Raw genomic sequence first — 26,205 nt, 5'->3', positions numbered from 1 at the left:
CCTCCTGCACCGTCGCCGACCGTGCGACGGGCCGCTATTCGAACGGATCGACGAGTTCGACCGTGTCCGCGCGGTCCGGGCCGACGCCGACGGCGTAGATGGGGACGCCGACCTCGTCGCTCAGATACTCCAGATACGTGCGGGCGTTCGCGGGGAGGGCGTCGTATCCGTCGTCGGCGACGGCGGTCCAGTCGACCTCCGGCCAGGGCTCGAACGCCTTCAGGATCGGCTCGCACTCCGCCCAGCGCTCGGTCGTCGCCGGCATCGTCTCCAAGCGCTCGCCGTCGATGTCGTAGGCGTCGCCGACCTTCACCTCGTCCAGGCCGGCCAGTACGTCCAGGTGGTTGACGGCGATGCCCGTGAACCCGCTGGTCCGGGCCGCGTGGCGGAGCATGGGCACGTCGAGCCAGCCGATGCGGCGCGGTCGGCCGGTGACGGTGCCGAACTCGCCACCCTTCTCGCGGATGTAGTCCGCGAGGTCCTCGTCGTCGCCGTCGAGTTCCGTCGGCAGGGGCCCGGTGCCCACGCGGGAGAGGTAGGCCTTCACGATGCCGACCACCTCGCCGCGCCCGACGACGGTCGGACCCACACCCGACCCCGTCGACGCCCCACCGGCGGTCGGGTTCGAGGAGGTCACGTAGGGGTAGATACCGTGATCGATGTCGATGGAGGTCCCCTGTGCACCCTCGAACAGCAACTCCGCGCCGTCGTCGAGTCGGCGCGCGAGGAAGTCGCCGGCGTTCACCGTCATGTCCTCCGCGGCGAGGCGGCGGCCGACGTCGGCGAACTCCTCGTGGAGCGCCTCAACGTCGAACTCCTCGCCGGCCTCCAGGCCGAACACCTCCTCGACGAGCGCGCGCTTCTGGGGGACGACGTACTCCAGTCGGTCGCGGAGCACCTCGGGGTCGAGCAGGTCGCCGACCCGGATGCCGCGGCGGCCGACCTTGTCCTCGTAGGTGGGGCCGATGCCACGACCCGTGGTGCCGGCCGCCAGGTCGTCGTCGCTTTTGACGTCCTCCTCGATGCCGTCGAGGACGCGGTGGTACGGCATGATGACGTGTGCACGGCGCGCGACGCGGACGTCGGGGTCGAGTCCCCGCTCCCGGAGGGTGTCGATTTCCTCGAACAGCGTGCGCGGGTTGACGACACAGCCGTTGCCGAGGACCCCCGTCTTCCCGCGGACGGCACCGCTCGGCACCAGCGACAGCTTGTACTCCTCGCCATCCTCGACGACGGTGTGGCCGGCGTTGTCCCCGCCTTGGTACCGGACCACGATGTCGGCGTTCCCACCCCACAGGTCGACGAGGGCACCTTTGCCCTCGTCTCCGAGCTGGGATCCGACGATGGTGACAGTCATGTCCGATCGGGGATTCCATCCCCCTCGCTAAACCGATTACGATACGCTCACGCCGACCGAGACGCGGGGACGCCGGCCGCGACCCGAAGCGTTAACTACTCCCAACGCGCACCTGAGAGCGTCCGCTTCCGAGCCGCCGGGTCTCACAGCAACTTTTAAAACCCGCTACGACAAGTTAACAAGTGTCATGATAGACAGGCTCGAAAAAGAAGTCGATATGCTGGAACGCCATCTTCAGGTGTTGAAGATGGTCATCGGCAACGAACCCATCGGGATCGTGAAGATGTCCAACGAGACGGGTTACCCGCATCACAAGGTCCGGTACTCCCTGCGAGTCCTCGAGGAGGAGAACCTCATCGAGCCGTCGAGCCAGGGAGCGATCACCACCGAGGACACCGCCGACTTCGTCGACGAACTCGACGAGAAGATCGACTCCATCGTCGACAAACTCGACTCGATGAAGATCGAAGAGACGGCCGAGATCCAGAGTTAGAGGTCCGGTACGGTCAAAAAGAGATCGTCGTCTCGCGCCTCGACCAAGCACAGGTGGAACCCCGACTTCCGTGAGAGCTTTACGTAACTCCGTCGAGAGCTCCGACTGAACAGGCCGCCACGGGTGGCATCGACCACGGCTTTCATCGCCGCCGACTCGAAGAAGCTCGTCGAGACGAAGAAGGCACCCGCGAGCGTCGTCGCCGTCTCGCTCACGCGACTCGCGCTCTCGATCAGTTCCTCGACGGCCGAGGCCGTGGTCGGGTCACGATCATCCTCGATGGCGGCGACGAACAGCGGATCGCCCATCTTGTCCCGGAAGACCACGTCGAAGGACTCGGACGTCGCCTCCGGACGGGTCTCTGCCGACACGTCGACCTCGCCGCCGAGGTCGATGCGGTCGATCCGCTCGATGGCCTCGTACAGCTTCGAGAGCCCCGCCCGCGTGTCGGTCTGCCTGATCTCGTAGGTCAGCGCGGTCAACAGCCACTCGACGAACCGGTGTTCGGTCGTCCCGCGGAGGAACGCCTCGAACGGCCGGCCGTCGACGGCCAAGCCCTCCGTCTCGAACTCGGTGTGGTGGTCGATCCGGAGGTTGTCGCGGAGCGTCGACGCGTCGATCCGACCCTGTGCGGCGCGTTCGAGCGTCCCCGCGGTCTTGTCCTCGTACCGGACGAACAGGTTCGTCCCCGCGAGCGCCTCCGCGGGCGTGAGCGTCCGGTCTGTGGCCACGGCCGCGGCGTCGTCGTCCTCCAGACGTTCGATCTCGGCCTCCAACTCGGCCACGCGCTCCTGCAGACGCTCGACCGCGGCGCGGTGCTCGTCGCGCTCGCTCGCGATCCGGTCGCGCTCGGCCTCGACCTCCGATTTCGCCTCGCGGACGGCCTCGAGTTCGTGTCGCAACCGGGCGACCTGGTCGGCCGTCACCCCGTCGGCGGTCCCGTCGTCCGTCGCGTCCGCGTCGGTGGCCTCGTCGGCCCCCGTCGGTTCGGCGTCCGTCGCACCGTCGCCCGTCGCGTCCGCGTCGGCCGCCTCGTCGGCCGTTCCGTCCCCGTCCGTCGGATCCCCGGCTTCCTCGTTTGTCGCCGGCTCCAGCGCCACGTCCTCGGTGGTCACCGTCCCCGCGTCCATCGCCGACGCCGCGTCGTCCGCGGCAGGCTCGTCGGCCCCGTCGGCCGCGGCGGAGGTCCCACCCTCCGGGGCCGCGTCGGCGTTCGCGTCCGCCTCGGCGTCCGTCTCCTCGTCCTCCGGGGCCGCGTCGGCGTTCGTGTCCACGCCGGCGGCCGTCTCCTCCCCTGTGGCCTCGTCGTCCGCGTCGTCGGTGGCCACCTCCGGCGTCGCCCAGTCGGGGGTCGGCGCGTCGGTATCGGCCTCGTCCGCAGCGTCCGCGTCCGCCGACCGGTGATCCGTCGTCGCGTCGGCGAAGGCGCCGTCCGCGGCGTCGTCGGGACCCGTTCCGGCGGGGGTCGTCCCGTCGCCGGTGTCGACGTCGTCGAACGCGACGTCGTCCGCGGCGTCGGCGGGCGCGTCCGCCCCGGCGGCGTCGGTCGTGGTGGCCGCGGCACCGGCCGCCCCACCGGCACCGGCGCCCGCGCCGGCGTCGTCCGTCTCGCGCGGGTCCGGTTCCGGCAACTCGACGATGTCGACGTCGGCGTCGACGACCGAGTAGATGCCCACCTCGTCGGCCGCGCGTTCGAACGCCTCGTCGCCCGTCAGGAGGCGTCGGCTGTTGCCAACGTAGGCGACCGGGAGCGACCGACCGCCGTAGTAGACGACGTAGTAATCCCCGGAGAGGACGTTCTCCGAGAGTTCGACGTAGCCGACGAAGTTCCCCGAGGAGAGCGTCTCGTCGATCTCGGTCAGCGGCGTCTCGTTGGAGTAATACTGACCGCGGGTTTGGCCGCCGCGGGCCCGCATCGCATAGAGGAGCGGGAGGGAGACGTCGGGGGCGGTGTAGGCCGTCAGCGACGCGTCCTCGAAGTCGTGGACGTCGCCGTCGAACACTCCCAGATACCGACCGTTGAGGACGAACGTCCAGGCAGTACCGTCGGTGACGGCCCCCGAGAACTCCTCGTCAGCGAGGTCGTACAACCCGGCAACGCCGTCGGAGACGGGGCGAGCTCCCCACTCGGTCACCGCGTCCAGAATCTCGCTGTCCATTATCGAATATGCCCCCGAGCGATGCAAATACTTTCCGGCAACCGGCGGCGACGGCGCCGACGCCCCGGCGGCGCTACTCGTCGCGGAACTCGACGGCGACCCGACGGCGCTCCCCGTCGACGTACTTGTAGCGTTCGTCCGGATCCTCCCCCTCCGCCCGCTTGTGGGAGCCGTCACAGAAGGGGTACTCCTCGCTCAGGCCGCAGAGACAGACCGCCACGTCGCCTTTCTCCTCGTCGATGTCCGCCGGCGTGATGATCTTCGGTCCCGTCGCGGTGTGGGTCACTTCCCGTGCCATACCACGGGGTCGGTGGCCGTCCCCTTAACCGCGGTGCCGACGGCGGGGGGATCGGTCGCGCGGTCAGTGTTTGTGGGTGAAAAGCAGCGGACTGCCCTCGTGGACCGTGACGCAGATGTCGAGCGGTTCGATCTGTTCGAGGCTGGTTTCGGTCTTCTTGCAGGCCACGAGGTCGTCGAACGGCTCCTCACACACCGGACACGCCACCGAGACGGTGTTCTGGTAGAGTTTGATCTCGTCGTTCTCCTCCCGGGGCGTGAGCGACGACACGAGTTGCTCGAAATCCTCCATGGCAATAGCTGTCGCGTGTGGCTACATAAATTTACGGCGGGGGACGCCGATCAGGCGCCGACCGACCCGCCGAGATAGAGGATGACGACGAGGAAGATCCAGACCACGTCGACGAAGTGCCAGTACATCGAGACGGTGCTGACCGAGACGTGCCGTTCGGCGGAGTACTGGCCGGCCAGCGCGCGGATCGTGACGATGGCGAGGAGTACGCCGCCGAGCGAGACGTGGAGACCGTGGAGGCCGGTCAGTCCGTAGAAGGCCGACCCGAACAGTCCGGAGGTGACCGTAAACTCGGTGTGGACGATGAACTCGTAGTACTCGTAGACCTGCCCGCCGATGAAGACCAGTCCCAAGATGAGCGTCGACAGGAGGCCGAGCGCGAACTTCCGGCGGTCGTCGTTACGGATGGCGACGTGGGCCCAGTGGAGCGTGAGACTCGACGCCACCAGGATGGCCGTGTTGATGATGACGAGCGATCCGGTCAGGTGCGGGAGTTCGCCGGGCGGCCACGTGCCCGCGCGGATGAAAAAGTAGTACGTGAACACCCCGCCGAAGGTGGCGATTTCGGACCCGAGGAAGGCGATCATCCCCCAGCGAAGGGCCGACGCGCTCGTCTCGTCGGCGCCGCTGGACCAGAACTCGGTGACGAAGGCGTGATAGATCCAGCCGTACAGGCCAAAGAGGAAGGCGCCGACGCTCGCCGACGTCGCGAGCGGGGCGAGCATGGGGTCGATGGTCGATTCGGACCCGCCCGAGACGATGAAGAGGGCCGCACCCAGGTAGATGCCGCCCGCACCCAGGGCCGTGATGAAGGGCCACCAACTCGCCTCGCCGAACCCCCGGGGCCAGTCCTCGACTGCCGGGAGGTGATGTCCATGGTCGTCCCCGCCGTGATCCGTACTCATACCCCCCCGTTGCGATTCGACTACCAAAAATCCTCCCAACCGGACCCGCCACGCGGCCGAGTCGGTTCCGGAAGCTACTCGTCGGGGACACCCCAACTGTCGACCGATGGCCGTGGAACCACGACGGCGACGACGCCAGCGACGGCGGCGGTGGGTGCCGACGGTCGCGGCCGTGCTCGGCGTCGCCTGGTGGCTCTCGGCCGGCGTGGGCCGCGCCGCCGCCCACAGCGGCGGCCTCCGTGGCGCGACGCGCGACCCCGTCGCCGTCCCCACCTGGCTGTTCCTGCTGACCGGCGGCGGCGTCGTCGGCGTCTCCTTTCTCCTCGCCAGTTTCGTCACCGACCGCCGCCTGGTCGCGGCGATCCACGACTGGGCGCGGCCGCTCCCGACCCCGGGACGGGTGGGTCACGGCCTCGCCGGCACCCTGGGGGTCGCCGTCCTCGCCGTCACGTTCGGCGTCGGGATCCTCGAGGACGCGACGGGCGTCCGCAACCTCGCGGTGCTCGTCGTCTGGGTCGGCTGGTGGGGCGGCTACGTCGCCTCGACGTATCTGCTCGGGAACACCTGGCCGGCGTTGAACCCCTTCCGGACGGTGGCGGAGCGTCTCCCGACCCTCGACCGCCCCTACCCCGACAGGCTGGGCGCGTGGCCGAGCGTCGCCGCCCTCCTCCTCTTAGTGTGGGTCGAGGTCACGGCGCCGCTGGCGGACGACGCACGACTCCTCGCGACGGCGCTCGCCGGATACACCGCGGTGACGCTCGTGGGCGCCGTCGTCTTCGGCCCGGATCGATGGTTCGGGTCCGTCGACCCGCTCTCGCGGGCGTTCCGACTCTACGGCCGCCTCGCGCCGCTCGGCATCGCCGACGGTCGCCTCCGGCTTCGACTCCCCGGGAGCGACCTCCCCGACACGCGACTCGACGGCGCCGGGGACGTGGCCTTCGTCGTCGCCCTGCTTTTCGTCACCACTTACGACGGGTTCGTCGCGACCGGTCCCTGGGCGGCCGGCGTCCGCGCCGTCGCCGGCGTGGGGGTCCCGCCGCTCGCCGCCTACCTCGCTGCGTACCTCGTCGGCGCCGGGCTGTTCTACCTGGCCTATCGGGCGGCGGCACGGGTGGGGCGACGACGCGCCGACACCTACCTCTCGGTCGGGGAACTGGCGCGGCGCTTCGCCCCGTCCTTGCTCCCCATCGCCGCTGGCTACCACCTCGCCCACAACCTCGTATCGGTGCTGGTCCTCGGGCCGACGTTCGTCGCCGTCGCCGCCGCGCCGCTCTCGCCGCCGCCGTCGCCCCCACAGCTCGCCGGCCTCCCCGGCTGGTTCGGCGGCCTGGAGTTCGCCTTCGTCCTCCTCGGCCACCTGCTGGCCGTCTGGGTCGCCCACGCGACGGCCTACGAACTGTTCCCCTCGCGGCTCCAAGCCGTCCGCAGTCAGTACGGCGTGACCGCCGTTATGGTCTGTTACACCATGCTCAGCCTCTGGATCGTCGCCGAACCGTACGTCGCACCCCCCTTCATCGCCTCGTGACCGTGACCGACAACGCCGACACCGACGTCCCGCCCGACGCGACCGCCCACGCCTGCGAGCGCTGTGGCCGCCCGTTCGCCGACGAGGAGTATCTCGCGCTCCACCGCGGCCTCGACCATCCAGGCGACCTGTCGGCGACCGAGCGGGCGGCGTTCGACGACGCCCGCGAGCGGGAGGAGGAGAAGCTACAGCGGTTCAGACTGCTCGCGCTCGGCGCGCTCGTGGTGCTCTACTTCGGGTTCCTCATGACGTACGCGGTCGTCACCTGACGGGATCAGTCGGCCCCGCCACGCGCCCGGTGGTAGGGCTCCCCGGCGATATCCTCGCGGAGGTCCTCGAGCGACCCGGACGAGGCGCCCGTCATCTCGGTGACGACGGCGAACACCTCCTGGCGCGAGACCTTCACGCCGGTATCGGAGAGGGCGTCCTCCGGGCGAGCGAGGAGTTCGCGGAGGGTCCCGACCGCGAGCAGGAAGGGGATGGCCCACGCCGCGACGGTGTTGCCGTCCGTCGTCGGCACCGTCTCAAGGTACGTCTGGGCGTCGTCGAGAAAGGAGCGGGCGTGGCGCGCGGTGCGGCGGACGACCGCCGCCGCCCCGGATTCGTGTTCGGGAGCGACGACCTCCTCCTGTGGGACGCCCTCGGCGGCCAGCCACTCCGCCGGCAGGTAGACGTTGTCCTCCTCGGTGTAGTCGTCGTAGACGTCCTTGGCGACGTTGACCAGTTGGAGTAGGAGCCCGAACTCCTCGGCGGTGTCGTAGAGGCGTGCGCGACGCCCCTCGCTGAGGTTCCCGCGGGCCACCAGGTTCGTCACGAGGGTACCGACGGTGCCGGCGGCGTAGTAACAGTACTCCTCCAGTTCCTCGCGGGACTGGATGCGGAGTCCACCCTCGTCGGCGTAGCGCTCGACGAACATCGCCATCCCCTGGACGAGTTCGCGGGCCGGCGGGGTGACCGCCTCGCGCACGTCGTCGGGGAGCCCCTCGAACGTGCGGACGATCCGCGGGGTGCTGGCGACGACCTCCCAGTCGTCGGTTCGCTCGTCGGGTGCCGGGAGCCACTCGTCGACCGAGGCGCGGAACGCCTCGGCGTCGGTGTCGGCCGCCGGGTCGAGGACGCGGTCGTACTCGTGCAGCAGCCGCGCCTGTTCGGCCGGCGGGATGTGATCGGCGTCCTCGACGGTGTCGGGAACGCGACAGAGGAGATAGCCGACACAGATGTACGACGCCATCGGTTCGTCGAGTACGTCGACGGTCAACGCGAACGTTCTGGAGACGCCTTGGACCGCCTCGTGGCACCAGTCGAGGTCGGTGTTGTCACCGGGAGGTCTGGCTGCGTGTCGAGACATTCGGAGCGGTTTGGGTTACGAGCGAGGGGTTAAAAAGTCTCGTGGGCGATTCGGCGGCGTCGACGGCGGAAGCCACAAGCCGTATGTCCCGGCCGCCCGACCCACGCCGTATGCCATCGAGGGGGACCATCGCCGTCGGCGTCGTGGTCGTGCTTCTACTCGCGGGGGTCGCGTTCTTCGTCCTCGGACAGCCCACCGTCTCGGGGGTCGACAACCGGTTCGGCGGCGTCAACGAGACGACGACCGTCGTCGAGAGCGACCTGACGGTGCAAAATCCCAACCCCGTCGGCGCCAGCCTCGGGGGCCTCACCGTCGACTACGCCATCGACATGAACGGCATCCGGATGGCGACCGGCGTCAAGGAGGGACTCGCGCTCCCCAGCGGGGAGTCGACGGTGCCGATGACGACCTACCTCGCGAACGAGCGCATCCCCGCGTGGTGGGTGAGCCACCTCAACAACGGCGAGCGGACGGAACTCGCCGTCAACGCGGACGTCCACTCGTCGGCGCTCGGCGCCTCCTTCGGCGCGCCGAAGGTCACCCGCACCATCGAGACGGACATCATCTCGGCGTTCGACTCCACCGAACGCCGCCCCGTCGGCGACGAGGGGCCCAACGGCGAACCGGTCCTCTACATCGAGGAGACGAGCGCCCAGTGGGGGACGGTCGACTCCTCGGCGACGGAGATCGACATGCGATTCGTCGTCTACAACCCCAACCCGTACCCCGTCCCGATTTCCGAGCTGAGCTATCGGGCGACGATGAACGGCGTGGAGATGGGAACCGGCGCGACGGAGGGCCACGGGACGGTCCCGCCGGAGTCGACCCGCACCATCCGGGCGACGACGACCCTCGACAACGGCAACATCGACGAGTGGTGGGTCACCCACCTGGAGAACGACCAGCGGACCGAGCTACGGATCGACTTCGCGGCGCGGGTCGAACTGCCGACCGGCACCGTCGATATCCCGCTGGCGCCGCTGACCTACACCGAGACCATCGAGACGGACATCTTCGACAACGAGGAGGGGACGGGCGTGGACGGCGAAGCGACGCCGACGCCCACGCCCACGGACGACGAGGGGACGCCCACGCCCACGGACGATGGCCTGCTGGACGGTGGGGACACGGAGACGGCGACGCCGGAGCCCACGGATGCGGCGACGCCGACGGACACGGCGACGCCGGGACCTACGGAGACACCGGCGCCCACGCCGACCCCGCCGCCGACCGACGACGACGGCCTGCTCGACGTGCGGTCGCCGCGCGGGGCGGCCGCGGTTCGGTGACTACTCGATGGTGACGTGTTCGGACTCCTCGTTGAGCGCGAGGTTCGCCGCGATTTCGGCGTTGCGCATGGCGTACTGTGCGGTCTGCTGGAGGCTCACCAGCACCTCGCGGGTCCGCAGGAGTTCGACCTTCGGCATGTCGGGGAGGCTCCGGATCAGCTCCATCTCCCGGTCGCTGATCTCCTCGAACATCCGCCCGACGGCGATGGCCTTGTCGTAGTCGCGTTCGACGACGGCCTCGACGGCGGTGACGGTGATCTCGTCGACCTGATCCGTGAACTCGCGGATCGCCCGCATCGTCGAACCGTCGACGTCGATGGTGTTGTTCTTCGCGTCCAGCGCGATGTTGCCGATGTCCTCGGCGTTGTCGGCGGTGAGTTCCAGGTTCTTCGCCACCGACCGGTAGCCGATGAGGGGGAAGCCGGACTCGAGGCCGACCGCGCGGGCGAGGTTGGGGTTCTGGTACGCCATGAAGATCAGGCGAAGCAGGAGGACGAAGATCTTGTTCGCCTGGCGCTCGCGGTTCAGCGCCCGTTCGGCCAGGTCGGCGTTGCCGTGGGCCAGCGCCTTGACCGACTCGCCGCGCATGGTGCTCCCCGTGTTCTCCAGCCGTTCGAGGAGGTTGTCGAGGGTGAAGTCCTCGGGGTCGACCGAACAGCGGATCGCGATCCGCTCTGGCGTCTCCTCGATGACGCCGAGGCCCATCAACTGCGTCTCGGCGCGGTAGACGGCGTTGATGTGCTCGCTGTCGAGGGCGCCCTCCGACTTCTGGATGTGAATGACGCGCCGCCCGAGTACGTACTGGGCGACGATGGCGCGTTCGAGCGCCCCCGCGTCGAGGTTGTCGGCGTGGATGGTCGCCGTCGATCCCTCGGTGCTCGCCGACTCCGGCAGCACCGTCAGCGTCCCCTTCCCACCCATACGGAGCGACACCTCGTCGCCCTTCTCGACGTCGTGTTCCTTGGCCCACTCCGCCGGGAGCGTCATCGCCAGCGTCGACGGCCCCAGCCGTTGGACTTTCCGTGTTTCCATACCACAGGTACTGCCCCCAACGACCTTAATCTTCACTATGCACCATTATACGTGACCAAAGGCGTTGATGTGCGGTGGTTTTAGGCGATCTCCATCAGCCGCCGTTCGAACCGGCCGACCCGGACCTGGGTCCAGCCCCGCAGTTCCGCGTCGAGTTCGGGGTCGTCGGTGTCGACCCGAAGCCGTCCGATGTCGTCGAGTTTCGACCGGGAGGCGACGACCTCGACGTCGCAGCGACGGATGACCGCCGGGGAGAGCTGTGGGTTCCCGCGCCCGAAGACGAACCCCTGTCCGCCGATGGGCGAGACGACGATCACGTTGCGTTCGCCGAGGGCGTCGAGGATCTCCGACTCGGTGGCGTCCGTGGCCAGCACCTCGCCGTCGCGCCACACATCCACGCCGAGTGGTGACCCCTCGAATCCGAGCGCGTCCTCGATGGCGCCGACCGTGCTCCCGGGGCCGAAGACGTATGTCACGCCGGGTTCGACGCCGTCGGCGAACCCCTCGGCCAGGGATTCGACGTTGCCGCTCCCCGTCTGCTTCGAGGACTGCAGGTTCTCGCCGACCGGCACCCGGGCGACCGCCCGGAGTTCGGGGTCGACCGACCCCTCGCGGTACGCGTCCTCGTCGATGTCCATCACCTCCCGGCGCTCGGTCCGCTCGAAGGTGTCGATCACGTCGGCGGCGTCCTCCGGCGAGACGGCGAACACCGACGAGTAAACCTTCACGCCGCCGGGGATGCCGAGCATCGGCGTGTCCGTCCCCTCGAGGGCGTCGGCGACGTCAGCGGCGGTGCCGTCGCCCCCGACGAAGCAGACGAGGTCGACGCCCGCGTCGACGAACGCAGCGACGGCCTCGCGGGTGTCCGCGGCCGTCGTCTCCGCGCCCGCGGGAGCGCCGAGGACCTCGGGGTCGAAACCGACCTCGCGGGCCAGGTCGGCACCCATCGGCGCGCCCCAGGTCAGGACCGTCGCGTCGGGACGGCGGTCGTGAAGGGCGTCGAGCGCCCGTCGCGCCCGGTCCGGCGAGCGCGGGTCGGCACCCCGGGCGCGCGCCTCCTCGACTTTCCCGTCCGTGCCTTTGAGGCCGACCCGTCCGCCCATGCCCGCGATGGGATTGACCAGGAACCCGAGTCGCATGGTGTGTGCTACGTCGGGACGGGCAAAAGTCTCCCCACGCGGGCGGCGTGACGAACGTTTAAGCGACTGCCGGCGATAGGGGCGACCATGCTCCCGCTACAGTCCGGGGAACCGCTCCCCATCGAGGCGACCGGCGCGGTGGTACTACTGGCCAGTCTCGCCGTCACCCTGCTCTGGTTGCTCTACCTCCGTCGCTAGATCGACGCGCTCGCGGAGCCAGTCGGCCGCGTCGCGGGCCGTCGCCGCGTCGGCAGCGATCACCTTCAACCGGACCGAGTCGCCGGGGTAGCTCCCGATCGAGACGTCGAACCGTTCCTGCACCCCGTCGAGACGGTCGATGAGTGCGCTCTCCGGTTCGGTCGTGTGGACCTCCTCGACGTATCCCCGCTCGCCGGTGAACTCCCCGGCGACCGTCTCGAACATCGCCTTCATCTCGGCGGGGACCCCGGGCAGGACGTACACCGACTCGAGGGCGGCCCCCGGTGCCACCCCCTCCGGGTTCCGGAGCAGGCGGGCGCCCTCGGGGAGGTGGGTCGTCCCCTCGGTCAGGTCGTCGGCCGAGTAGTCGCCGTGGTCGGCGATCCACGCCGCGGCCGCCTCGTTGGGGACGACCGCCCGACCGAACGCCGCCGCGACGCCGTCCATGGTCACGTCGTCGTGGGTCGGGCCCACGCCGCCCGTGACGATGACCGCGTCGTACTCCGCGCGGTACTCGTTGACCACGCGGGCGATGTCGGCGACCCGGTCGGGGACGGTCGTGATCCGCTCGACGGACACCCCGCGGTCGTCGAGCCGGTCACACAGCCACGAGGCGTTCGTATCGACCGTGTCCCCGGAGAGCAGTTCGTCGCCGACGGTGACGACCGCGACTCGCATGTGGCGCCGTAGACGGGGCGAGGTGAAAAGGCTCGCGACGGCTACCCCATCCCGGGCGGCGGGTCGTCGCGGAACTCGTCGTCCTCGGTCTCGACGTCGAGGCCGAGTTCCTCCCGCCGTTCGCGGAGTTCGTCGATCCGTCGTTTGTAGTAGAGCGCGCCCGCGATGCCGACGACGGTCAGGCCGGCCGCGGCCCCGCCGAAGATCAGCAGGTCGCGCTGCAGGTAGAACTGCACCGAGACGGAGTCGGCCTCCACGCCATCCCAGCGGATGATCCGCCGGTCGCCGTCGGTCTCTACCTCGTAGCCGCGCGGATTGACCGTCCCGAACGGGAACACCTCGACCCGGCGGTTCGGGGGCAACACGACGGCGTACGAGCCGTTGACGAACGTCGGGAGGCTGAACCGCTTGGGCGTACTGGAGGAGGTGAAGGCGAGGCGGCCGCCGCCGTCGCTCGGGGCGTCGTCGGGGAGGACGACCGACACCCGCTCGCGCGAGCGGTTGATCGACCCGCCGCGGGCGACGAGTTCCGTCCCCGTGATCACCGTCCCGTTGGGGTAGCGATAGCGGACGGCCGAGACGGGGATGGCGTTCCGACCGCCGAAGCCGTCGCGGCGGAACAGCTCCATCCGCTCGTCGTCGAGCCGGTAGACCGCCTGGAACCGCGCGTTCTCGGTGATCGTGATGTGGGCGTTCACCTCGTTGTCCCAGACGTACGGGGCCGGTGGCTCCTCGTCCAGTTGCTCGTTGGAGATGGGTTGGGAGCCGAAGAAGCCGGCACAGCCCGAGGTGACGACCAGCGCCACGAGCCCGATCAGCGGGAGCAACTGGCGGCGGTTCATCGATCAGGGGATGACACACTTCAGCTCCGCGGGGAGGTACTCGCCGACGCTGGCGAGCAGCCCCGGCGGGTCGGTTCCCTCGGCACAGACGACGCTCTGTTCGAGCAACCCGAGCCGTTCGACGGTGACGATGTCGCGGGCGTGCCCGGCGCGGTTGATCGTCGCCCGCACCTCGCCCCGCGTCGCGCTGTTGACGTTCAGTCGGCCGTTGTCGCCGCGGGTCCACTCGAACAGCCGGTCGCGTTCGGCGTCGGCCAGCCGCGGCGGATCGCCCGCGGTAAAGCGCAGGGGAAGGTGCTGGACGAGACCGAACCGGTCCCGAATCTGTGACGGCGACCCCGGGCCGAGGCCGAGTTCGTCGGCCGGGATCCGGACCCGCTCGCCCGCGTCGAGGACGACCCCTTCGTCGTCCCAGGATTCGAGCGTCCCGACGTAGGTCTCGCCGTCCTCGAAGCCCGTACCGATCGCCCCCCACTCCTCGCCGAGGGCGTTGCGCGCGGCCACCGCGTCGTCGCCCGTGATCGTCACCGAGACGAAGTCGTCGTGGCGGACGCCGACCTCCCACTCCACGTCCAGGTCGCCGACCGCGTTGTCGACCAGCGCGTCCATCCCGTCGAGCGCCCGCTCGCGAGCCGACCCCTCGACGTAACACTTGGTTGCGAGGACGACCATCAGCGGGTGACTTCCACGTTGAGTTCGCCTTGGAGTTCCTCGATCCGGCGTTCGGTCGCCTCGACGAGGTCGTCGTTGTCCATCGGTTCGAGCGGCGCGCCCGTCTCCGGGCACTGGAAGTCGAACTCCATGGCCTCGCTGAACTCGAAGCGGATGCCCGCGGGCTCCGAGAGGTAGAACTCGTGGGTTCGCTCGTACTCGAGACGCTCCTCCAGGGCGTCGAGCAGCCGGTGCATCTCCTCCTCCAAGTTCTCCGGAATGTTCTCGTACTGGAACGTCCAGAGGTAGGTGAGCCACCCCGAGTCCTCGTCGCGGACGCGGCGGTAGCTGGCGAGGTCGTTCTCGTAGAGGATAAACAGGGCACGGCGCACGTCGTTCAGTTCCAACCCCAACTCCTCGGCGAGTTCCTCGTCCGTCACCTCCCCGTCCGGCGGCGCGGCGGCGACCGGCATCCCCGTCGGCCCGACGAGTTCGTGGAGGTACTTCTGGATCACCGGATCGCTCAGCAGCTCCTCAAAAGCCATTACGTTCCGTTCGGACCGGCGTCGGTTTAAACGCCACGGTCAGGCCCGTTCCGACTCCTCCTCGCCGGTTGACTCCCCGTCGTCCGCTTCCGCCGCCGTCGCGGCTCGCTCCCTGGCGAGTTCGGCGTCGATGTCGTCTTCCATCTCGTCCAGCGAGGCGACGGTGAGCACGTTCCCGCCGCCGGGGTCGACCACCAGCACCTCCGCGCCGACGGGAATCTCGCCGTCGAGCGCGCGGGCGCTGTAGTTGGGGTTGAAGCCGCCGCGGTCGAGTTTCACTTCCCCCGACCCCTCGGTCACCCGTTCGGTCACGCGTCCCGTCCGGCCACGGAGCGAGTTGGAGTCGCTCGTCCGCCCGGAGCCCGCGCCCCCGTAGAGGTCGAACCGGCGGTAGCCCGCGAGCGCCAGGCCCCCGAAGACGAGAACGAGGACTGCGAGGACGAGCGGCCCGGCGATCGGTCCCAGCAACAGGCCGACGATGCCGGCCCCGAGCAAGGCGACACCCAGGACCGCGAAGTGTGCACCCGGTGCCATCGCCTCCGCGATGGACAGGCCGAGCCCCGCGATCACCAGGAGGAGTGGAAGGGTCTGGGGACCGAGTTCGATCCCCGCCTGCAGGACGCTCGTGGCGACGACCATGTCCTCGCCTTTGAGCCGCGGGCGTTTATACTACCGGCCCCGCCGGCCACAGTCACAGCCCGGCGAGGGCCGCATAGAAGAGCAGGATCGAGAGGGCTACCCCGAGGAGGACGAAGGCGGCGTTCTCCAGGGACGGCGTCTCCGGTTCGATGGGGTCCGGCGCGTCGGGTTCGGCGTCCTCGCCCACCTCGTCGAGGGCGAACCGCCATTGCGACTCGTCGTCCTCGCGGTCCTCCTCCGGAACGGCGCTCATGCCCGTCGGTAGCGGCCGGTCACTGAAAGGGATACCGACCCGCGGCGGCTCACCGCTGGTGTTCGCGCGGCGTCACGTCGCCCTCGTACACGACACCCCGGTCGGCGTTGACCGTCACGGTCGTGCCGTCGGCGACCTCGTCCGGGAGCGGCGCCCCGCTGACCATCGGCACGCCGCGCTCCCGAGCGATCACGGCGGCGTAGCTCGTCATCCCCGGCCGGGCGTCGACGATCCCGCCGATGCGACCGGTGTCGCCCGCGAACTGGCCGTCGAAGGTGGCCGGCAGGACGACGATGGCACCCTCGGGGGCGTTCGAGAGGTCGCCGTCCGGACAGCGGAAGACGGGGCCGGCGACCCGCCCGTTGACGACGTTCCGGCCCGTCGCGACCGTCTCGGAGGCGACGTGGACCTTCAGGGTGTTCGTCGTGTTCGTCCCCTCCAGTTCCGTCATCATCCCCGTGAGGACGACCACGGTGTCGCCGCTCTCGGCGGCGCCGGCGTCGATGGCGGCGTCGACCGCCGCGTCGATCATCCCCTCGATGTCGTCGCGGTAGGCGGCGTACTGGGAGTCGACACCCCACGAGAGCGCGAGTTGGCGGCGGACCCGATCCCGCGGCGTCGTCGCGACGACGGGGACGCTCGGTCGGAACTTCGCCGTCGCGCGGGCCGTATAGCCCGACTCGGAGACGGCGACGATGGCCGCCGCCCCGAGGTCGCGGGCGAGATACCGCGCCGCGCGCGCCAGCGCCTCCGTCTGGGACTCCTCGGCGGCCGCGGGCACTCGCCCCTCGGTCGTCTCGTCGTACTCCGCGCTCCCTTCGACCTCCCGGACGATGCGGTCCATCGTTTCGACGACCCGGACGGGGTGGTCGCCGATGGCCGTCTCGCCCGAGAGCATCACCGCGTCGGTGCCGTCGAGCACCGCGTTCGCCACGTCCGAGGCCTCCGCCCGGGTCGGCCGCCGGGCCGAGACCATCGAGTCCAGCATCTCCGTCGCGGTGATGACGGGAACGCCCGCGTCCTGGGCGGTCCCGATGATCCGTTTTTGCACCATCGGCACGTCTTCGAGCGGGCACTCCACGCCGAGGTCGCCCCGGGCGACCATCACGCCGTAGGACGCCGCGACGATCTCGTCGACGTTGTCGACCGCCCCCGCCCGCTCGACCTTCGCGACGACCGGGATGTCGCCGCCAGCGTTCTCGATGGCGTCGGTCACGGCGAGGACGTCGGCGGCGTCGCGGACGAAACTCGCCGCGACGAAGTCCGCGCCCCGTTCGACGGCGACCTCGATGTCCCGGCGGTCGCGCTCGGTCACCACGTCCAGATCGAGGTCGACGCCGGGGACGTTCACCCCCTTGCGGCTCCCGAGTTCGCCCCCGGAGACGACGCGGGCGGTCACGACGTCGCCGTCGACGGCCGTCACGCGCGCCTCGATCCGGCCGTCGTCGAGGAGGATGCGGTCGTCCGGGTCGACCGCGCCGAGGGCGTAGGAGAGCCCGATCTCCTCGGGTGTCGCCGCGTCGCCCTCGACGAACCGGACCGTCGAGTCGGTCTCCAGGTGAATGGGGTCGTCGAGGGGGGCCGTCCGGACCTCCGGACCCTGGAGGTCGAGCATCACCGAGAGCGGGTCGTCGATGGCGGCGTCGACCTCGTGGACCCGCTCGATCAGCGCCGCCCGGTCCTCGTGGGTGCCGTGACTCGCGTTGAGGCGGGCCACGGCCATCCCGGCGTCCGCGAGTTCGCGGATCGTCGCCCGGTCGTCGGAGGCGGGGCCCAGTGTACAGACGATCTTTGCCCGTCGCATACCGCTCCCTTCGACGGGGTGGGTGAAAAAGCCGGTCGGCACCGACCGCGGTCGCCTACCGCACCCGCTCGCCGGGGTCGGCGTCCTCGAGCGTCGTCAGGAGGTCCGCCCCCTCGCCCGCGGCGAGCACCATCCCGTTGGATTCGACGCCGAACAGTTCCGCCGGCTCCAGGTTCGCCAGCACGACCACTCGCGTCCCGGGCAGGGAGTCGAGGTCGTGGAGTTGCTTGATGCCCGCGACGATCTGTCGCTCCTCGACGCCGATGTCGACGACGAGTCGCGCGAGGTCGTCCGCTCCCTCGATCCCCTCGGCCGCCAGGATCTCGCCGACCCGCATGTCGAGGTCCTGGAACTCGTCGAAGCCGATCCGCTCGGATTCGAGGGGATCGAGGTCGACCGCGGCGTCGCCGTCGTCCTCGCCCTCGTCGTCGCCGTCGTCCTCGCCCTCGGCCTCCTCGACGCGCGCTTCGAGTTTCGCGTTGAGTTCCTCGACGCGCTCCTCGGGGATCTTCTCGTAGAGTTCGTCGGGGGCGTCGAACTCGGCGGCCGGCGGTTCGAGCGCGGCGTCGACGGTCACGTCGTGGACCGACCCCTCGCCGCCGACCTGCGACCACAGGCGGTCGCAGGTGCCGGGCGCGACCGGCGCGAAGAGGACGGCCACGGCCTTCGACACCTGCACGCAGTCCCGGAGCACCTGTGCCGCCCGCTCGGGGTCGTCGTCGACGAGGTTCCACGGCTCGTTTTGCTGGATGTACTCGTTGCCGAAGGCCGCGAGCGAGACGGCGGCGTCGCCCGCCTTCCGTACCGAGTAGTCGTTGACTGCGGCGGCGAACTCGTCGACGGCGTCCTCGATGCGTTCGCGCACCTCGGCCGAGAGGTCGGCGTCGGGCGTCCCGCCGAACTCGCGGTGGGCGAAGAGCAGCGATCGGTAGGCGAAGTTGCCGACCGTCCCGACGAGTTCGTTGTTGACGCGCTCGCGGAACCGCTCCCACGAGAAGTCCACGTCCTGCTGGAAGCCGCCGTTGGTGGCGAGGTAGTACCGCAGGAGGTCCGGGTGGAAGCCCTCGTCGAGGTACTCGTCGGCCCAGACGGCGCGGTTGCGCGAGGTGGAGAAGCCCTGGCCGTTGAGCGTGATGAACCCGCTCGCCATCACGGCGCGGGGTTCGCCGTAGTCGGCGCCCCGCAACATCGCGGGCCAGAAGACGGTGTGGTGCTGAATGATGTCGCGACCGATGACGTGGACCACCTCCCCGTCGCCCTTCCAGGCGTCCTCCCAGTCGAAGACGTCGGCGCCGACGCGCTCGGTGTACTGCTTCGTCGAGGAGACGTACTCGATGGGGGCGTCGACCCAGACGTAGAGGACCAGATCGTCCGCTCCCTCGCCATCACCGGACTGCATCCGGTTTTCCGAGGAGCGTGGCTCCTCGCCCTCCGGGTAGTCGATCCCCCAGTCCATGTCGCGGGTGATACACCAGTCGCGGAGCTCCCCTTCGATCCACTCCCGGGGCTGGTTCTTCGCGTTCGCCGTCCCCTCGAGGCGGTCGATGAACTCGGCGAGGTAGTCCTGGAACGCCGAGACGCGGAAGAACTTGTGGGTCTGCTCGCGGTACTCCGCGGGGTTGCCGGTGATGGTGCTTTCGGGGTCCTCGATCTCCCCGGGTTCGAGGTGACGGCCACAGCCCTCGTCGCACTCGTCGCCGCGGGCCCGCTCCCCGCAGTACGGGCAGGTCCCCTCGACGTATCGGTCCGGGAGCGACTGCTCCTCGGCGGGGTCGTAGGCCACCATGATCTCCTTCTCGTAGACGTGGCCGTTGTCCGCCAGCGCCCGCACGATCTCGGTCGTCAGTTCGACGTTCGTCTCGTCGTGGGTGTGACCGTAGTTGTCGAACTCGACGCCGAACTTCGGGAACGTCTCCGCGTAGGTCTCGTGCCACTCCAGGGCGAACTCCTCCGGGGAGACGCCCGCCTCCTCGGCGTTGACCGCGACGGGCGTCCCGTGCATGTCCGATCCGGAGACGAAGGCCGTCTCCTGTCCCAGTTTGCGCAGGGCGCGGGCGTAGACGTCCCCGCCGACGTACGTTCGCAGGTGGCCGATGTGGAGGTCGCCGTTGGCGTAGGGCAACCCACAGGTCACCACCGCCGGTCGATCCGTGGGGAACTCCTCGTGGCTCATACGCGTGTAGTCGGCGATGGGCGCCTAAAGCCCGCCGGTTCCGGACGACGCGTCGGCCCCGTTCGGGCCGCCCCACGAGCGTCGGCGGCTACTCGATGGTGACCGTCCCGGTGGCGGTCCGCTCGCCGTTCAGTCGTACCTCGACCTCGTACTCGCCGGGGTCCTCGGGGTTGTCGACGGCGGGATAGCCGACGACGATCACGTCACCCCGGGGGGGTGTATCCGGTGTCGAGGGTCACGCCGGCGTCGCCGCGACGGCGACGTACGTCCCTTCCCGCGTCGGCCGTTCGACGGTCGCCACGCGTTCGACGGTCAGCCCCGCGTCCTCGAGACACCCCCGCCAGTACGCCACGTGGTCGTCGACGCCGTCGGGCGTGATCGGCAGTTCCAGCAGGCCGACGACGCCGTCGTCGGCACACACCCGTCGGAGTTCCGCGAACGCCGCCGCCCGCCGCTCCTCGGGGACGTCGTGGAGGACCCGACAGGCGGTGACGGCGTCGACCGACCCGTCCGCGAGGGGCAGGCGGGCGGCGTCGCCCGCGACCGGCGACACGTCGACGCCCGCGAGCGCCCCGTTGTGTCGCGCCAGCGCCGGGCCGTTGCCGAGGATCACCCGGTCGTCGAAGGGGTCGAGGCCGACCACCGTCGTGCCGTCGGGGAGGGATGGCGCGAGGCCGACGATCGACCGCCCGGAGCCACACCCCACGTCGAGGACGCGGTCGGCGTCCTCGAGCGACAGGATCGACCCCAGCGCGTCGTACTTGGCGCGGTCGAGCGCCCACGGGGCCGGCGAACAGAGGCGGCGGGCGGCGTCGCCGCCGCGGTAGAGCGCGCCCGCCGCGACGCCGACGGCGACGGCCCGGAGCGTCCGCCCCCCGCGCCGGTAGGCGACGACGGCGGCCCAGAGGAGAACCGCCGCGGCGGCGATTCGGGGGAGGCGTTCGCGCCAGTGGTAGACGCCGAAGAAGTGCGGTCGGGATGCCATGGAGGGAGTCGACGCCGCGGGGGGATGTAGCTGACGGGGATCGAACGCCTTTTGCGCCCGCCCGGCCACCGCCGACTATGACACTCGGACCCACCGACCGCGTCCGTGCCGTCGAGCGTTCCAGCATCCGCTACATGTTCGACATCGCCGAGGAGATGGACGACGACCTCGTGCGACTGGAGGTCGGCATTCCCGACTTCGAGACGCCCGAACACGTCGTCGACGCCGCCTGCACGGCCGCGCGGGACGGCCACACGAGCTACACCACCAACGCCGGCAACCCGGAGCTCAGAGCGGCCATCGCCGACCACATGGCCGACGACTACGGCGTCCAAGTCGCCCCCGACGAGGTGATCGTCACCGCGGGCGGGATGGAGGCGCTGCACCTCGCCGCCCTCTGTACCGTCTCGCCCGGTGAGGAGGTCGTCTTCCCGACGCCCGGATTCCCCAACTACTGGGTTCAGGTTCGGATGGCCGACGGCGTCCCCACGCCGGTCCCGATGCCCGCCGACGACGGGTTCGCCCTCGACGCCGACCGCCTCGTCGACGCCATCGGCCCCGACACGGCGCTCGTGATCCTCTGTTCGCCCAACAACCCCACGGGACGGACGTACGACGCCGACGCCGTCAACGCCGTCGTCGACGCCGCCGCCGAGCACGACGCCTACGTCGTCGCCGACGAGGTGTACCTCGGCCTCTCCTACGGGCGCGACCCCCAGGGTGTCGCCGCCATGACCGGCCACCCCGAGAACGTCCTCACGGTCAACTCCTGTTCGAAGCGCTACGCCATGACCGGGTGGCGGGTGGGGTGGCTCGCGGGGACGACCGACATCGTCGATCAGGCGACGAAGATCCACGAGTCGACCACCTCCTGTGCGTCGAGCGTGAGCCAGCACGCCGCCCTCGCGGCCCTGACCGGGCCCCAGGACGCCGCCGCCGACATGTACGACGCCTTCCGCGAGCGCCGCGACTACGTCGTCGACCGGGTCGCGACCATCGACGGCCTGACCTGTCCCCGACCGGAGGGCGCGTTCTACGCCTTCCTCGATCCGGACCTGCCGGGGACGAGCCTGGAGATGGCGGAGCACCTGCTCCGGGAGTACGGCGTCGTCCTCGCGCCCGGCGACGGGTTCGGCGAGGCGGGCGACGGCCACGTCCGCCTGAGCTTCGCCAACAGCCTCGACCGTCTGGAGACGGGACTCGATCGGCTCGAACGCGCCATCGACGACGCCCGGTAGCGCGACGGGTTTTTGCCCGGTGGACGGTACCGTCACACATGGTGTCGGTCCCCGGCGAACTCGCTCCACCCCCGCGGATCGTCGACTGGTCGCTGTTCGCCGCCGTCGGCGTCGCCGTCGCGACCGGCGTCACGAGCTTCTGGCTCGGCCACCCGTCGGACGCCGCCGTCTTCTGGATCCACGCCGTCGCCGGGCTGTCGCTCCTCCCGCTCCTCGCCGCGAAGTTCCGCCGGGTCGCCGGCCGCGTCCGCGACCGGCGGGCCTGGGACCGCGCCACGCCACTCTCCGTCTGTCTCGCGGCCGTCGCCGTGGCCGCCGGCGCGACGGGCGTCGGGTGGGCCCTGGGCGTCACCGCGCCGCTCGGTGTCTGGACGCTCCTCAACCTCCACATCCTGTTCGGCCTGCTTGTCGGACCTCTCCTGTTGGTGCACCTGCGGTCGCGCTTTCGCCCGCTCCGGGGCCGGGACGTCCGGGACCGCCGGGTCGCGCTCCAGTACGCGGCGCTTGTGGCCGCCGGCGGCGCGACGGCGTGGATTCTGCGACGGCTCGCGGCCCTGCTGGAAACGCCCGCCGCGTCCCGGCGGTTCACCGGGTCGCGCGAACTCGACGCCGGGAGCGACCTCCCGGTCACGAGCTGGGTGGTGGACGACCCGGCGCCCGTCGAGCCGGCGGCGTGGACGCTGACCGTCGACGGACGGGTCGCCCGCCCGCTGGCACTCGGCGTCGACGACCTGCAACCTGCCACGGAACGGCGGGCGCTCCTCGACTGTACGAGCGGGTGGTACGCCGAGCGCGACTGGCGGGGGCTCGACCTCGGCACGCTCGTCGACGCCGCGGAGCCGACGGCCGACGCCGCGTGGGTGACGGTCCACTCGGTGACGGGCTACCGGTGGAGCCTCCCGCTGCCGGAGGCCCGGGAGGCCCTGCTGGCGACGCATCTCTCCGGCGAACGGCTCGACCACGGCCACGGCTACCCGCTCCGTCTCGTCGCCCCGGATCGCCGCGGCTTCCAGTGGGTGAAGTGGATCGAACGGGTGGAGGTCCGTCGACGGCCCGATCCGCGCCAGTGGCTCGCCGTCTTCGTCAGCGGGTTCTATAGTAGCGGTTGAAACTGTTTACACATCCGATCGCCGGACTGCGTACGATCGGATGTGCGATGATTTCAACCGCTACTATAGTCCAAGTCGCCGCCCCGGATGGCGCGCTCGGCGGCGGCGAGCGTCGCGTCCGGGTCGAACTCCGCGACGAGCCGTTCCAGTTCGGCCCGGTCGGCGTCGGCCAGGTCGCGGGCGTGTGCCGTGATCCGCGGGACCGCACGCAGGATGTTGTCGACGATCGGGACGTCCGCGACCTGCGCCGACCGCGACAGCGGGTTCAGATCGATCACGAGTTCGACCTTCCCGAGGTCGGCGAGGGCCGCGGCGCGGTCGCCGTCCTCCAGCGGCACCAACACGACGTCGGCGTCGGCGATACCGTCCGCGTCGACTTTCGCGCGCTCGTGGGCCAGGTTCGGGATGCGGGCGTCGGCGGCCATCCCCTTCACCTCGCGTGCGCCGTGCTCGCGGAGGTGGTCGGCGATGGCCCGTATCCGCTCGTCCGTCCGGTTGAACAGGTTCACCTCCAGGTCGGCCCCGACGGCGTCGGCGAGGTCGACCAGTTCCGCGGGGACGAGCGCCGCCGCGTTGCCGTTCACGGCGACGACGGGATGATCGGCGAGCAGGAGGTGGGCAGCAGCCGCCCGCGCCGCCGCGTCCGCCGAGGGGATGGTCCGCTCGCCGAGCAGGTAGTCGAAGGCCTCGCCACGACCCTGTGCGATGAGGCCCTGCCGGCTGGTGATGCCCTTCTCGACGCCCGCCTCGACGCGGTGGCGGGTCACCAGCGAGTCGTGACGGGGGTGATCCGCCGGAATCTCGGCCTCGACCATGCGCGTCCGATACGCCGGCCCGAACAAAAGCGCCCCGATCAGTCGTCGGCGAGGTGCGCACCCGCGTCGTAGGTCCGACAGACCGTCGCGTCGTAGCCCGCGTCGGAGAGCCCCGACCCGAGTGCGAACACCGTCTCCCCGAGCATCGCCATGGAAGCCCGCCCGCCGGCGTCGTCGACGGCCGAGAGGACCTCTGCGAGTCGGTCGGTCACCAGCCCCGTCTCGTCGGCGAAGCGCCGCGATTCGTCGAGCAGCGTCGACAGGGTCGGCCGATCCACCAGCCGCGAGAGGGCCGCCTCGCCCGCGGTCACCAGCCGGTCGGTGTCGCCGGCGAGGACCGCCGCCGTCGAGAGGTCACCCAGCGTGAGGTACTCCACGCGCGCCCGCTCCGGGACGGCGTCGAGTCGACCGTGCGCGGGCGCGCCGGGGTCGAGACGGATCGGCACCCCGCCGCGGGCCTGTGCAACCACGTCGCCGAGGCCGGTCCCCGCGACCACCTCCGCCCGGTGGGCGAGGGTCACGAGGGCGTTCGTCGACCGCTCGCACCCGAAGGCGCGGTTGGCCGCGAGCGCCGTCCCGAGGGCCATCGCCCCCGAGACGCCGAACCCCGTCCCGAGCGGGAGGTCGCCCTCCGCGATAACCCGCGCCCGGTCGGCGACGTCGAGCGCCGAGAGCACCGTCTCCACGGCCGCCATCGGACAGTCCTCGCCGTCGAGGGTGATCCGCGGCGCGTCGTCGGCCGGCTGCACCGTCACGCGGACGCCGTCCGAGAGGGTCACCCCCGCCCCGCGCGACCCCGCCCGTTCGGGGTCGTCGTCCGGATACGGGCTGAAGAAGCCGGTGACGTGACCGGGGACGAACGCCGTCGCGTCGGCCCCCCGCGACTGTTCGCTCATGTCACCGACGACGGGCCGGGGGTCGTTAAGCCCTGTCGGAACGGCGCCGCGACCGTCACGGAGGATTCGAGCGATGATTCGATCGGCGGAGCGGGGGTCGCCCTACGGGCTCAGACGCTGCCTGTCTCGCGGGAACAGGACAGCCTCGCGGATGTTGTCCAGATCCAGCATCGTCATCACCAGCCGCTCGACGCCGTAGGCCCACCCGGCGTGGGGCGGCATCCCGTAGCGGAACATCCGGGTGTAGTAGTCGAACTGCTCGGGGTCGAGACCCTGCTGTTCGAAGCCGGCGACGAGTTCGTCGTAGCGGTGTTCGCGCTGCCCGCCCGAGACGAGCTCCATCCGCGGGTGCATCAGGTCGAAGCCCTTCGAGAGCTGCGGGTCGTCGTCGTAGTCCTGGATGTAGAACGGCTTGATCTCGGAGGGCCAGTCGGTGATGAAGTAGTGGCCGCCGACGTCCGAGCCGAGCGCCTTCTCGGCCTCGGTCGGCAGGTCGTCGCCCCAGACGAACTGTTCGTCGAGTTCGCCCGTGGCGTTGACCCGCTCGATGGCCTCCTCGTAGGTGAGCCGCGGGAAGTCGTCCTCGGGGACCGCGAAGTCGTCGTAACCCAGCAGTTCGAGTTCCTCGGCGCAGTTCTCGGCGACGCCCTCGTAGGCGGCCTTGAGCGTCCCCTCACAGACGTCCATCGCCTCGTGGTGGTCGACGAAAGCCGACTCGAAGTCGATCATCGTCGCCTCGTTGAGGTGGCGGGGCGTGTTGTGCTCCTCGGCGCGGAAGATGGGACCGATCTCGAAGACGCGTTCGAGGCCACTGCCGACCATCAGCTGTTTGAACAGCTGTGGCGACTGGTTCATGAAGGCCTCCTGCCCGAAGTAGGTGATCGGGAACAGTTCCGTGCCGCCCTCCGTGCCGGTGGCGACGATCTTCGGCGTGTTGATCTCCGTGCTCCCGACCGAGCGGAAGTACTCCCGCACCGACCGCAGGATCTCGCTCCGGATCTCGAAGATGGCCTTCACCTCGGGCTTGCGGAGGTCGAGGGTGCGGTTGTCGAGCCGGGTCGGGAGTTCGGCGTCGACCTTCCCCGAGGGGTCGAGCGGGAGTTCGGGGTCGGCGCCGGCCAACACGTCGAGGGAGTCGGGGACCATCTCCAGGCCCGTCGGCGCCCGCGGCTCCTCCTCGACGGCGCCGGTGACGGTCACGACGCTCTCGCGGTGGACGTCCAGCCCCGTCTCGACGAGGTCCTCGTCCATCTCGTCTTTCTCGAACTTGATCTGGAGCTTGCCGGTGCGGTCCCGGAGGATCAGGAAGGCGATGCCGCCGAGGTCGCGGATCTCGTGGACCCAGCCGGCGACGGTCGCCGTCTCGCCGGCGGCCACGTCGGCCGTGTGCGTTCGGTTTTCCATACCCACCCGTATCGGTCCCCGTACCTTAAACGCGGCCGTTTTCGGTCGCTCGTCCGGGGCATCGTACGGCCGTCCCGTCGACCGGGGCGGCGACGGCCGCTCGCGGCCACGCCCGCTCATACGGTTATTGTAACTGTGT

The 26,205-nt window shown here is 70.2% G+C and carries 27 protein-coding genes; 6 read left to right on the top strand and 21 right to left on the bottom strand.

Translation table 11 applies throughout. From position 1 onward, the window contains the following. Positions 1-34: 34 nt before the first annotated feature. Positions 35-1,357 (bottom strand): adenylosuccinate synthase, encoded by a 1,323-nt coding sequence (locus tag NO364_RS01005; protein WP_157689349.1) that lies wholly within the window; start codon positions 1,355-1,357, stop codon positions 35-37. Between the two features lie 187 nt (positions 1,358-1,544). Here NO364_RS01005 and NO364_RS01000 point away from each other — a divergent pair, with 187 nt between their 5' ends. Continuing rightward, entirely contained in the window at positions 1,545-1,850 is a 306-nt protein-coding gene (locus tag NO364_RS01000; RefSeq protein WP_157689350.1) for a hypothetical protein, read from the top strand. On the opposite strand, the gene NO364_RS00995 is transcribed toward NO364_RS01000, so the two are convergent. The 4 genes from NO364_RS00995 to NO364_RS00980 form a co-directional block, all read right to left on the bottom strand. Continuing rightward, positions 1,847-4,009 carry a DUF7527 domain-containing protein gene (locus NO364_RS00995; protein WP_257628293.1) on the bottom strand — a complete coding sequence of 721 codons (2,163 nt, stop codon included), beginning with the start codon at positions 4,007-4,009 and terminating at the stop codon, positions 1,847-1,849. The two genes, NO364_RS01000 and NO364_RS00995, sit on opposite strands and share 4 nt — an antisense overlap. Before the next feature lie 73 nt (positions 4,010-4,082). Further along, positions 4,083-4,307, bottom strand: coding sequence for a CDGSH iron-sulfur domain-containing protein (locus NO364_RS00990; protein WP_157689352.1), 225 nt, complete (start codon positions 4,305-4,307; stop codon positions 4,083-4,085). 63 nt (positions 4,308-4,370) lie between these two features. Next, complete coding sequence (locus NO364_RS00985) at positions 4,371-4,598, bottom strand: DUF7385 family protein (protein ID WP_157689353.1); 228 nt, start codon at positions 4,596-4,598, stop codon at positions 4,371-4,373. Between the two features lie 50 nt (positions 4,599-4,648). Continuing rightward, complete coding sequence (locus tag NO364_RS00980) at positions 4,649-5,503, bottom strand: cytochrome c oxidase subunit 3 (protein WP_157689354.1); 855 nt, start codon at positions 5,501-5,503, stop codon at positions 4,649-4,651. Between the two features lie 106 nt (positions 5,504-5,609). On the opposite strand from NO364_RS00980, the gene NO364_RS00975 reads away from it, so the two are divergent. Further along, positions 5,610-7,028 carry a hypothetical protein gene (locus tag NO364_RS00975; protein WP_257628292.1) on the top strand — a complete coding sequence of 473 codons (1,419 nt, stop codon included), beginning with the start codon at positions 5,610-5,612 and terminating at the stop codon, positions 7,026-7,028. A 2-nt stretch (positions 7,029-7,030) separates the two neighbouring features. Continuing rightward, on the top strand, positions 7,031-7,297 hold the full coding sequence (locus NO364_RS00970) for a C2H2-type zinc finger protein (RefSeq protein WP_157689355.1): 267 nt from the start codon (positions 7,031-7,033) through the stop codon (positions 7,295-7,297). A 5-nt stretch (positions 7,298-7,302) separates the two neighbouring features. Here NO364_RS00970 and NO364_RS00965 read toward each other — a convergent pair whose 3' ends face one another. Continuing rightward, the gene (locus tag NO364_RS00965; RefSeq protein WP_157689356.1) at positions 7,303-8,376 is read right to left on the bottom strand and encodes a phytoene/squalene synthase family protein; all 1,074 of its coding nucleotides are present in this window, start codon (positions 8,374-8,376) and stop codon (positions 7,303-7,305) included. A 110-nt stretch (positions 8,377-8,486) separates the two neighbouring features. On the opposite strand from NO364_RS00965, the gene NO364_RS00960 reads away from it, so the two are divergent. After that, positions 8,487-9,665 carry an LEA/WHy family protein gene (locus tag NO364_RS00960; RefSeq protein WP_257628291.1) on the top strand — a complete coding sequence of 393 codons (1,179 nt, stop codon included), beginning with the start codon at positions 8,487-8,489 and terminating at the stop codon, positions 9,663-9,665. On the opposite strand, the gene NO364_RS00955 is transcribed toward NO364_RS00960, so the two are convergent. The 12 genes from NO364_RS00955 to NO364_RS00900 all read right to left on the bottom strand — a co-directional run bounded on the left by NO364_RS00955 (position 9,666) and on the right by NO364_RS00900 (position 20,604). Then, positions 9,666-10,697: a phosphate signaling complex PhoU family protein gene (locus tag NO364_RS00955; RefSeq protein ID WP_157689358.1), complete on the bottom strand. Its 1,032-nt coding sequence runs from the start codon at positions 10,695-10,697 to the stop codon at positions 9,666-9,668. 80 nt (positions 10,698-10,777) lie between these two features. Beyond that, positions 10,778-11,836, bottom strand: a complete 1,059-nt coding sequence (locus tag NO364_RS00950; RefSeq protein WP_257628290.1) for an ATP-NAD kinase family protein — start codon at positions 11,834-11,836, stop codon at positions 10,778-10,780. A 144-nt stretch (positions 11,837-11,980) separates the two neighbouring features. Further along, entirely contained in the window at positions 11,981-12,712 is a 732-nt protein-coding gene (locus NO364_RS00945; RefSeq protein WP_157689360.1) for a competence/damage-inducible protein A, read from the bottom strand. A gap of 41 nt (positions 12,713-12,753) precedes the next feature. Continuing rightward, positions 12,754-13,554 (bottom strand): DUF5803 family protein, encoded by an 801-nt coding sequence (locus NO364_RS00940; RefSeq protein ID WP_157689361.1) that lies wholly within the window; start codon positions 13,552-13,554, stop codon positions 12,754-12,756. Positions 13,555-13,557: 3 nt separating this feature from the next. Next, positions 13,558-14,226 carry a DUF2110 family protein gene (locus tag NO364_RS00935; RefSeq protein ID WP_257628289.1) on the bottom strand — a complete coding sequence of 223 codons (669 nt, stop codon included), beginning with the start codon at positions 14,224-14,226 and terminating at the stop codon, positions 13,558-13,560. Beyond that, positions 14,226-14,750 carry a transcription factor gene (locus tag NO364_RS00930; RefSeq protein WP_157689363.1) on the bottom strand — a complete coding sequence of 175 codons (525 nt, stop codon included), beginning with the start codon at positions 14,748-14,750 and terminating at the stop codon, positions 14,226-14,228. Before NO364_RS00930 ends, NO364_RS00935 begins: the two co-directional genes overlap by 1 nt. 39 nt (positions 14,751-14,789) lie before the next feature. Further along, a complete protein-coding gene (locus tag NO364_RS00925) occupies positions 14,790-15,389 on the bottom strand; it encodes an NfeD family protein (RefSeq protein ID WP_257628288.1) in 600 nt (199 codons plus the stop codon). Positions 15,390-15,441: 52 nt separating this feature from the next. Beyond that, positions 15,442-15,642 carry a DUF7312 domain-containing protein gene (locus NO364_RS00920; RefSeq protein ID WP_157689365.1) on the bottom strand — a complete coding sequence of 67 codons (201 nt, stop codon included), beginning with the start codon at positions 15,640-15,642 and terminating at the stop codon, positions 15,442-15,444. A gap of 49 nt (positions 15,643-15,691) precedes the next feature. Then, a complete protein-coding gene (pyk, locus tag NO364_RS00915; RefSeq protein ID WP_257628287.1) occupies positions 15,692-17,446 on the bottom strand; it encodes a pyruvate kinase in 1,755 nt (584 codons plus the stop codon). A 55-nt stretch (positions 17,447-17,501) separates the two neighbouring features. Next, positions 17,502-19,619, bottom strand: coding sequence for a methionine--tRNA ligase (gene metG, locus NO364_RS00910; protein ID WP_257628286.1), 2,118 nt, complete (start codon positions 19,617-19,619; stop codon positions 17,502-17,504). An 88-nt stretch (positions 19,620-19,707) separates the two neighbouring features. Beyond that, complete coding sequence (locus NO364_RS00905) at positions 19,708-19,821, bottom strand: FimD/PapC N-terminal domain-containing protein (RefSeq protein WP_233255319.1); 114 nt, start codon at positions 19,819-19,821, stop codon at positions 19,708-19,710. 33 nt (positions 19,822-19,854) lie between these two features. After that, entirely contained in the window at positions 19,855-20,604 is a 750-nt protein-coding gene (locus NO364_RS00900) for a class I SAM-dependent methyltransferase (protein ID WP_157689368.1), read from the bottom strand. A gap of 77 nt (positions 20,605-20,681) precedes the next feature. On the opposite strand from NO364_RS00900, the gene NO364_RS00895 reads away from it, so the two are divergent. Then, on the top strand, positions 20,682-21,842 hold the full coding sequence (locus NO364_RS00895) for a pyridoxal phosphate-dependent aminotransferase (protein WP_233255320.1): 1,161 nt from the start codon (positions 20,682-20,684) through the stop codon (positions 21,840-21,842). Between the two features lie 38 nt (positions 21,843-21,880). Further along, entirely contained in the window at positions 21,881-22,951 is a 1,071-nt protein-coding gene (locus NO364_RS00890; protein ID WP_157689369.1) for a molybdopterin-dependent oxidoreductase, read from the top strand. A gap of 53 nt (positions 22,952-23,004) precedes the next feature. Here the strand turns inward: NO364_RS00890 and NO364_RS00885 are convergent, their stop codons facing one another. The 3 genes from NO364_RS00885 to aspS all read right to left on the bottom strand — a co-directional run bounded on the left by NO364_RS00885 (position 23,005) and on the right by aspS (position 26,066). Next, complete coding sequence (locus NO364_RS00885) at positions 23,005-23,766, bottom strand: 4-phosphopantoate--beta-alanine ligase (protein ID WP_157689370.1); 762 nt, start codon at positions 23,764-23,766, stop codon at positions 23,005-23,007. 38 nt (positions 23,767-23,804) lie between these two features. Then, positions 23,805-24,662 carry a pantoate kinase gene (locus NO364_RS00880; RefSeq protein WP_157689371.1) on the bottom strand — a complete coding sequence of 286 codons (858 nt, stop codon included), beginning with the start codon at positions 24,660-24,662 and terminating at the stop codon, positions 23,805-23,807. Between the two features lie 102 nt (positions 24,663-24,764). Continuing rightward, a complete protein-coding gene (aspS, locus tag NO364_RS00875; RefSeq protein WP_257628285.1) occupies positions 24,765-26,066 on the bottom strand; it encodes an aspartate--tRNA(Asn) ligase in 1,302 nt (433 codons plus the stop codon). Positions 26,067-26,205 lie beyond the last annotated feature (139 nt).

This window comes from Haloplanus salinarum, from assembly GCF_024498175.1.
Classification (GTDB): domain Archaea; phylum Halobacteriota; class Halobacteria; order Halobacteriales; family Haloferacaceae; genus Haloplanus; species Haloplanus salinarum.
The sequence above is the reverse complement of the archived record's forward strand: the minus strand, read 5'-3'. Positions and strand labels throughout refer to the sequence as shown.

Coding starts and splice junctions, on each gene's coding strand:
- NO364_RS00980 (WP_157689354.1), bottom strand. CDS start 5,503: ATGAGTACGGATCACGGCGGGGACGACCATGGACATCACCTCCCGGCA.
- NO364_RS01000 (WP_157689350.1), top strand. CDS start 1,545: ATGATAGACAGGCTCGAAAAAGAAGTCGATATGCTGGAACGCCATCTT.
- NO364_RS00895 (WP_233255320.1), top strand. CDS start 20,682: ATGACACTCGGACCCACCGACCGCGTCCGTGCCGTCGAGCGTTCCAGC.
- NO364_RS00950 (WP_257628290.1), bottom strand. CDS start 11,836: ATGCGACTCGGGTTCCTGGTCAATCCCATCGCGGGCATGGGCGGACGG.
- NO364_RS00880 (WP_157689371.1), bottom strand. CDS start 24,662: ATGAGCGAACAGTCGCGGGGGGCCGACGCGACGGCGTTCGTCCCCGGT.
- NO364_RS00900 (WP_157689368.1), bottom strand. CDS start 20,604: ATGGCATCCCGACCGCACTTCTTCGGCGTCTACCACTGGCGCGAACGC.
- NO364_RS00990 (WP_157689352.1), bottom strand. CDS start 4,307: ATGGCACGGGAAGTGACCCACACCGCGACGGGACCGAAGATCATCACG.
- NO364_RS00930 (WP_157689363.1), bottom strand. CDS start 14,750: ATGGCTTTTGAGGAGCTGCTGAGCGATCCGGTGATCCAGAAGTACCTC.
- aspS (WP_257628285.1), bottom strand. CDS start 26,066: ATGGAAAACCGAACGCACACGGCCGACGTGGCCGCCGGCGAGACGGCG.
- NO364_RS00985 (WP_157689353.1), bottom strand. CDS start 4,598: ATGGAGGATTTCGAGCAACTCGTGTCGTCGCTCACGCCCCGGGAGGAG.
- NO364_RS00920 (WP_157689365.1), bottom strand. CDS start 15,642: ATGAGCGCCGTTCCGGAGGAGGACCGCGAGGACGACGAGTCGCAATGG.
- NO364_RS00965 (WP_157689356.1), bottom strand. CDS start 8,376: ATGTCTCGACACGCAGCCAGACCTCCCGGTGACAACACCGACCTCGAC.
- NO364_RS00885 (WP_157689370.1), bottom strand. CDS start 23,766: ATGGTCGAGGCCGAGATTCCGGCGGATCACCCCCGTCACGACTCGCTG.
- NO364_RS00995 (WP_257628293.1), bottom strand. CDS start 4,009: ATGGACAGCGAGATTCTGGACGCGGTGACCGAGTGGGGAGCTCGCCCC.
- NO364_RS00975 (WP_257628292.1), top strand. CDS start 5,610: ATGGCCGTGGAACCACGACGGCGACGACGCCAGCGACGGCGGCGGTGG.
- NO364_RS00925 (WP_257628288.1), bottom strand. CDS start 15,389: ATGGTCGTCGCCACGAGCGTCCTGCAGGCGGGGATCGAACTCGGTCCC.
- NO364_RS00935 (WP_257628289.1), bottom strand. CDS start 14,226: ATGGTCGTCCTCGCAACCAAGTGTTACGTCGAGGGGTCGGCTCGCGAG.
- NO364_RS00960 (WP_257628291.1), top strand. CDS start 8,487: ATGCCATCGAGGGGGACCATCGCCGTCGGCGTCGTGGTCGTGCTTCTA.
- NO364_RS00890 (WP_157689369.1), top strand. CDS start 21,881: ATGGTGTCGGTCCCCGGCGAACTCGCTCCACCCCCGCGGATCGTCGAC.
- pyk (WP_257628287.1), bottom strand. CDS start 17,446: ATGCGACGGGCAAAGATCGTCTGTACACTGGGCCCCGCCTCCGACGAC.
- NO364_RS00955 (WP_157689358.1), bottom strand. CDS start 10,697: ATGGAAACACGGAAAGTCCAACGGCTGGGGCCGTCGACGCTGGCGATG.
- metG (WP_257628286.1), bottom strand. CDS start 19,619: ATGAGCCACGAGGAGTTCCCCACGGATCGACCGGCGGTGGTGACCTGT.
- NO364_RS01005 (WP_157689349.1), bottom strand. CDS start 1,357: ATGACTGTCACCATCGTCGGATCCCAGCTCGGAGACGAGGGCAAAGGT.
- NO364_RS00945 (WP_157689360.1), bottom strand. CDS start 12,712: ATGCGAGTCGCGGTCGTCACCGTCGGCGACGAACTGCTCTCCGGGGAC.
- NO364_RS00940 (WP_157689361.1), bottom strand. CDS start 13,554: ATGAACCGCCGCCAGTTGCTCCCGCTGATCGGGCTCGTGGCGCTGGTC.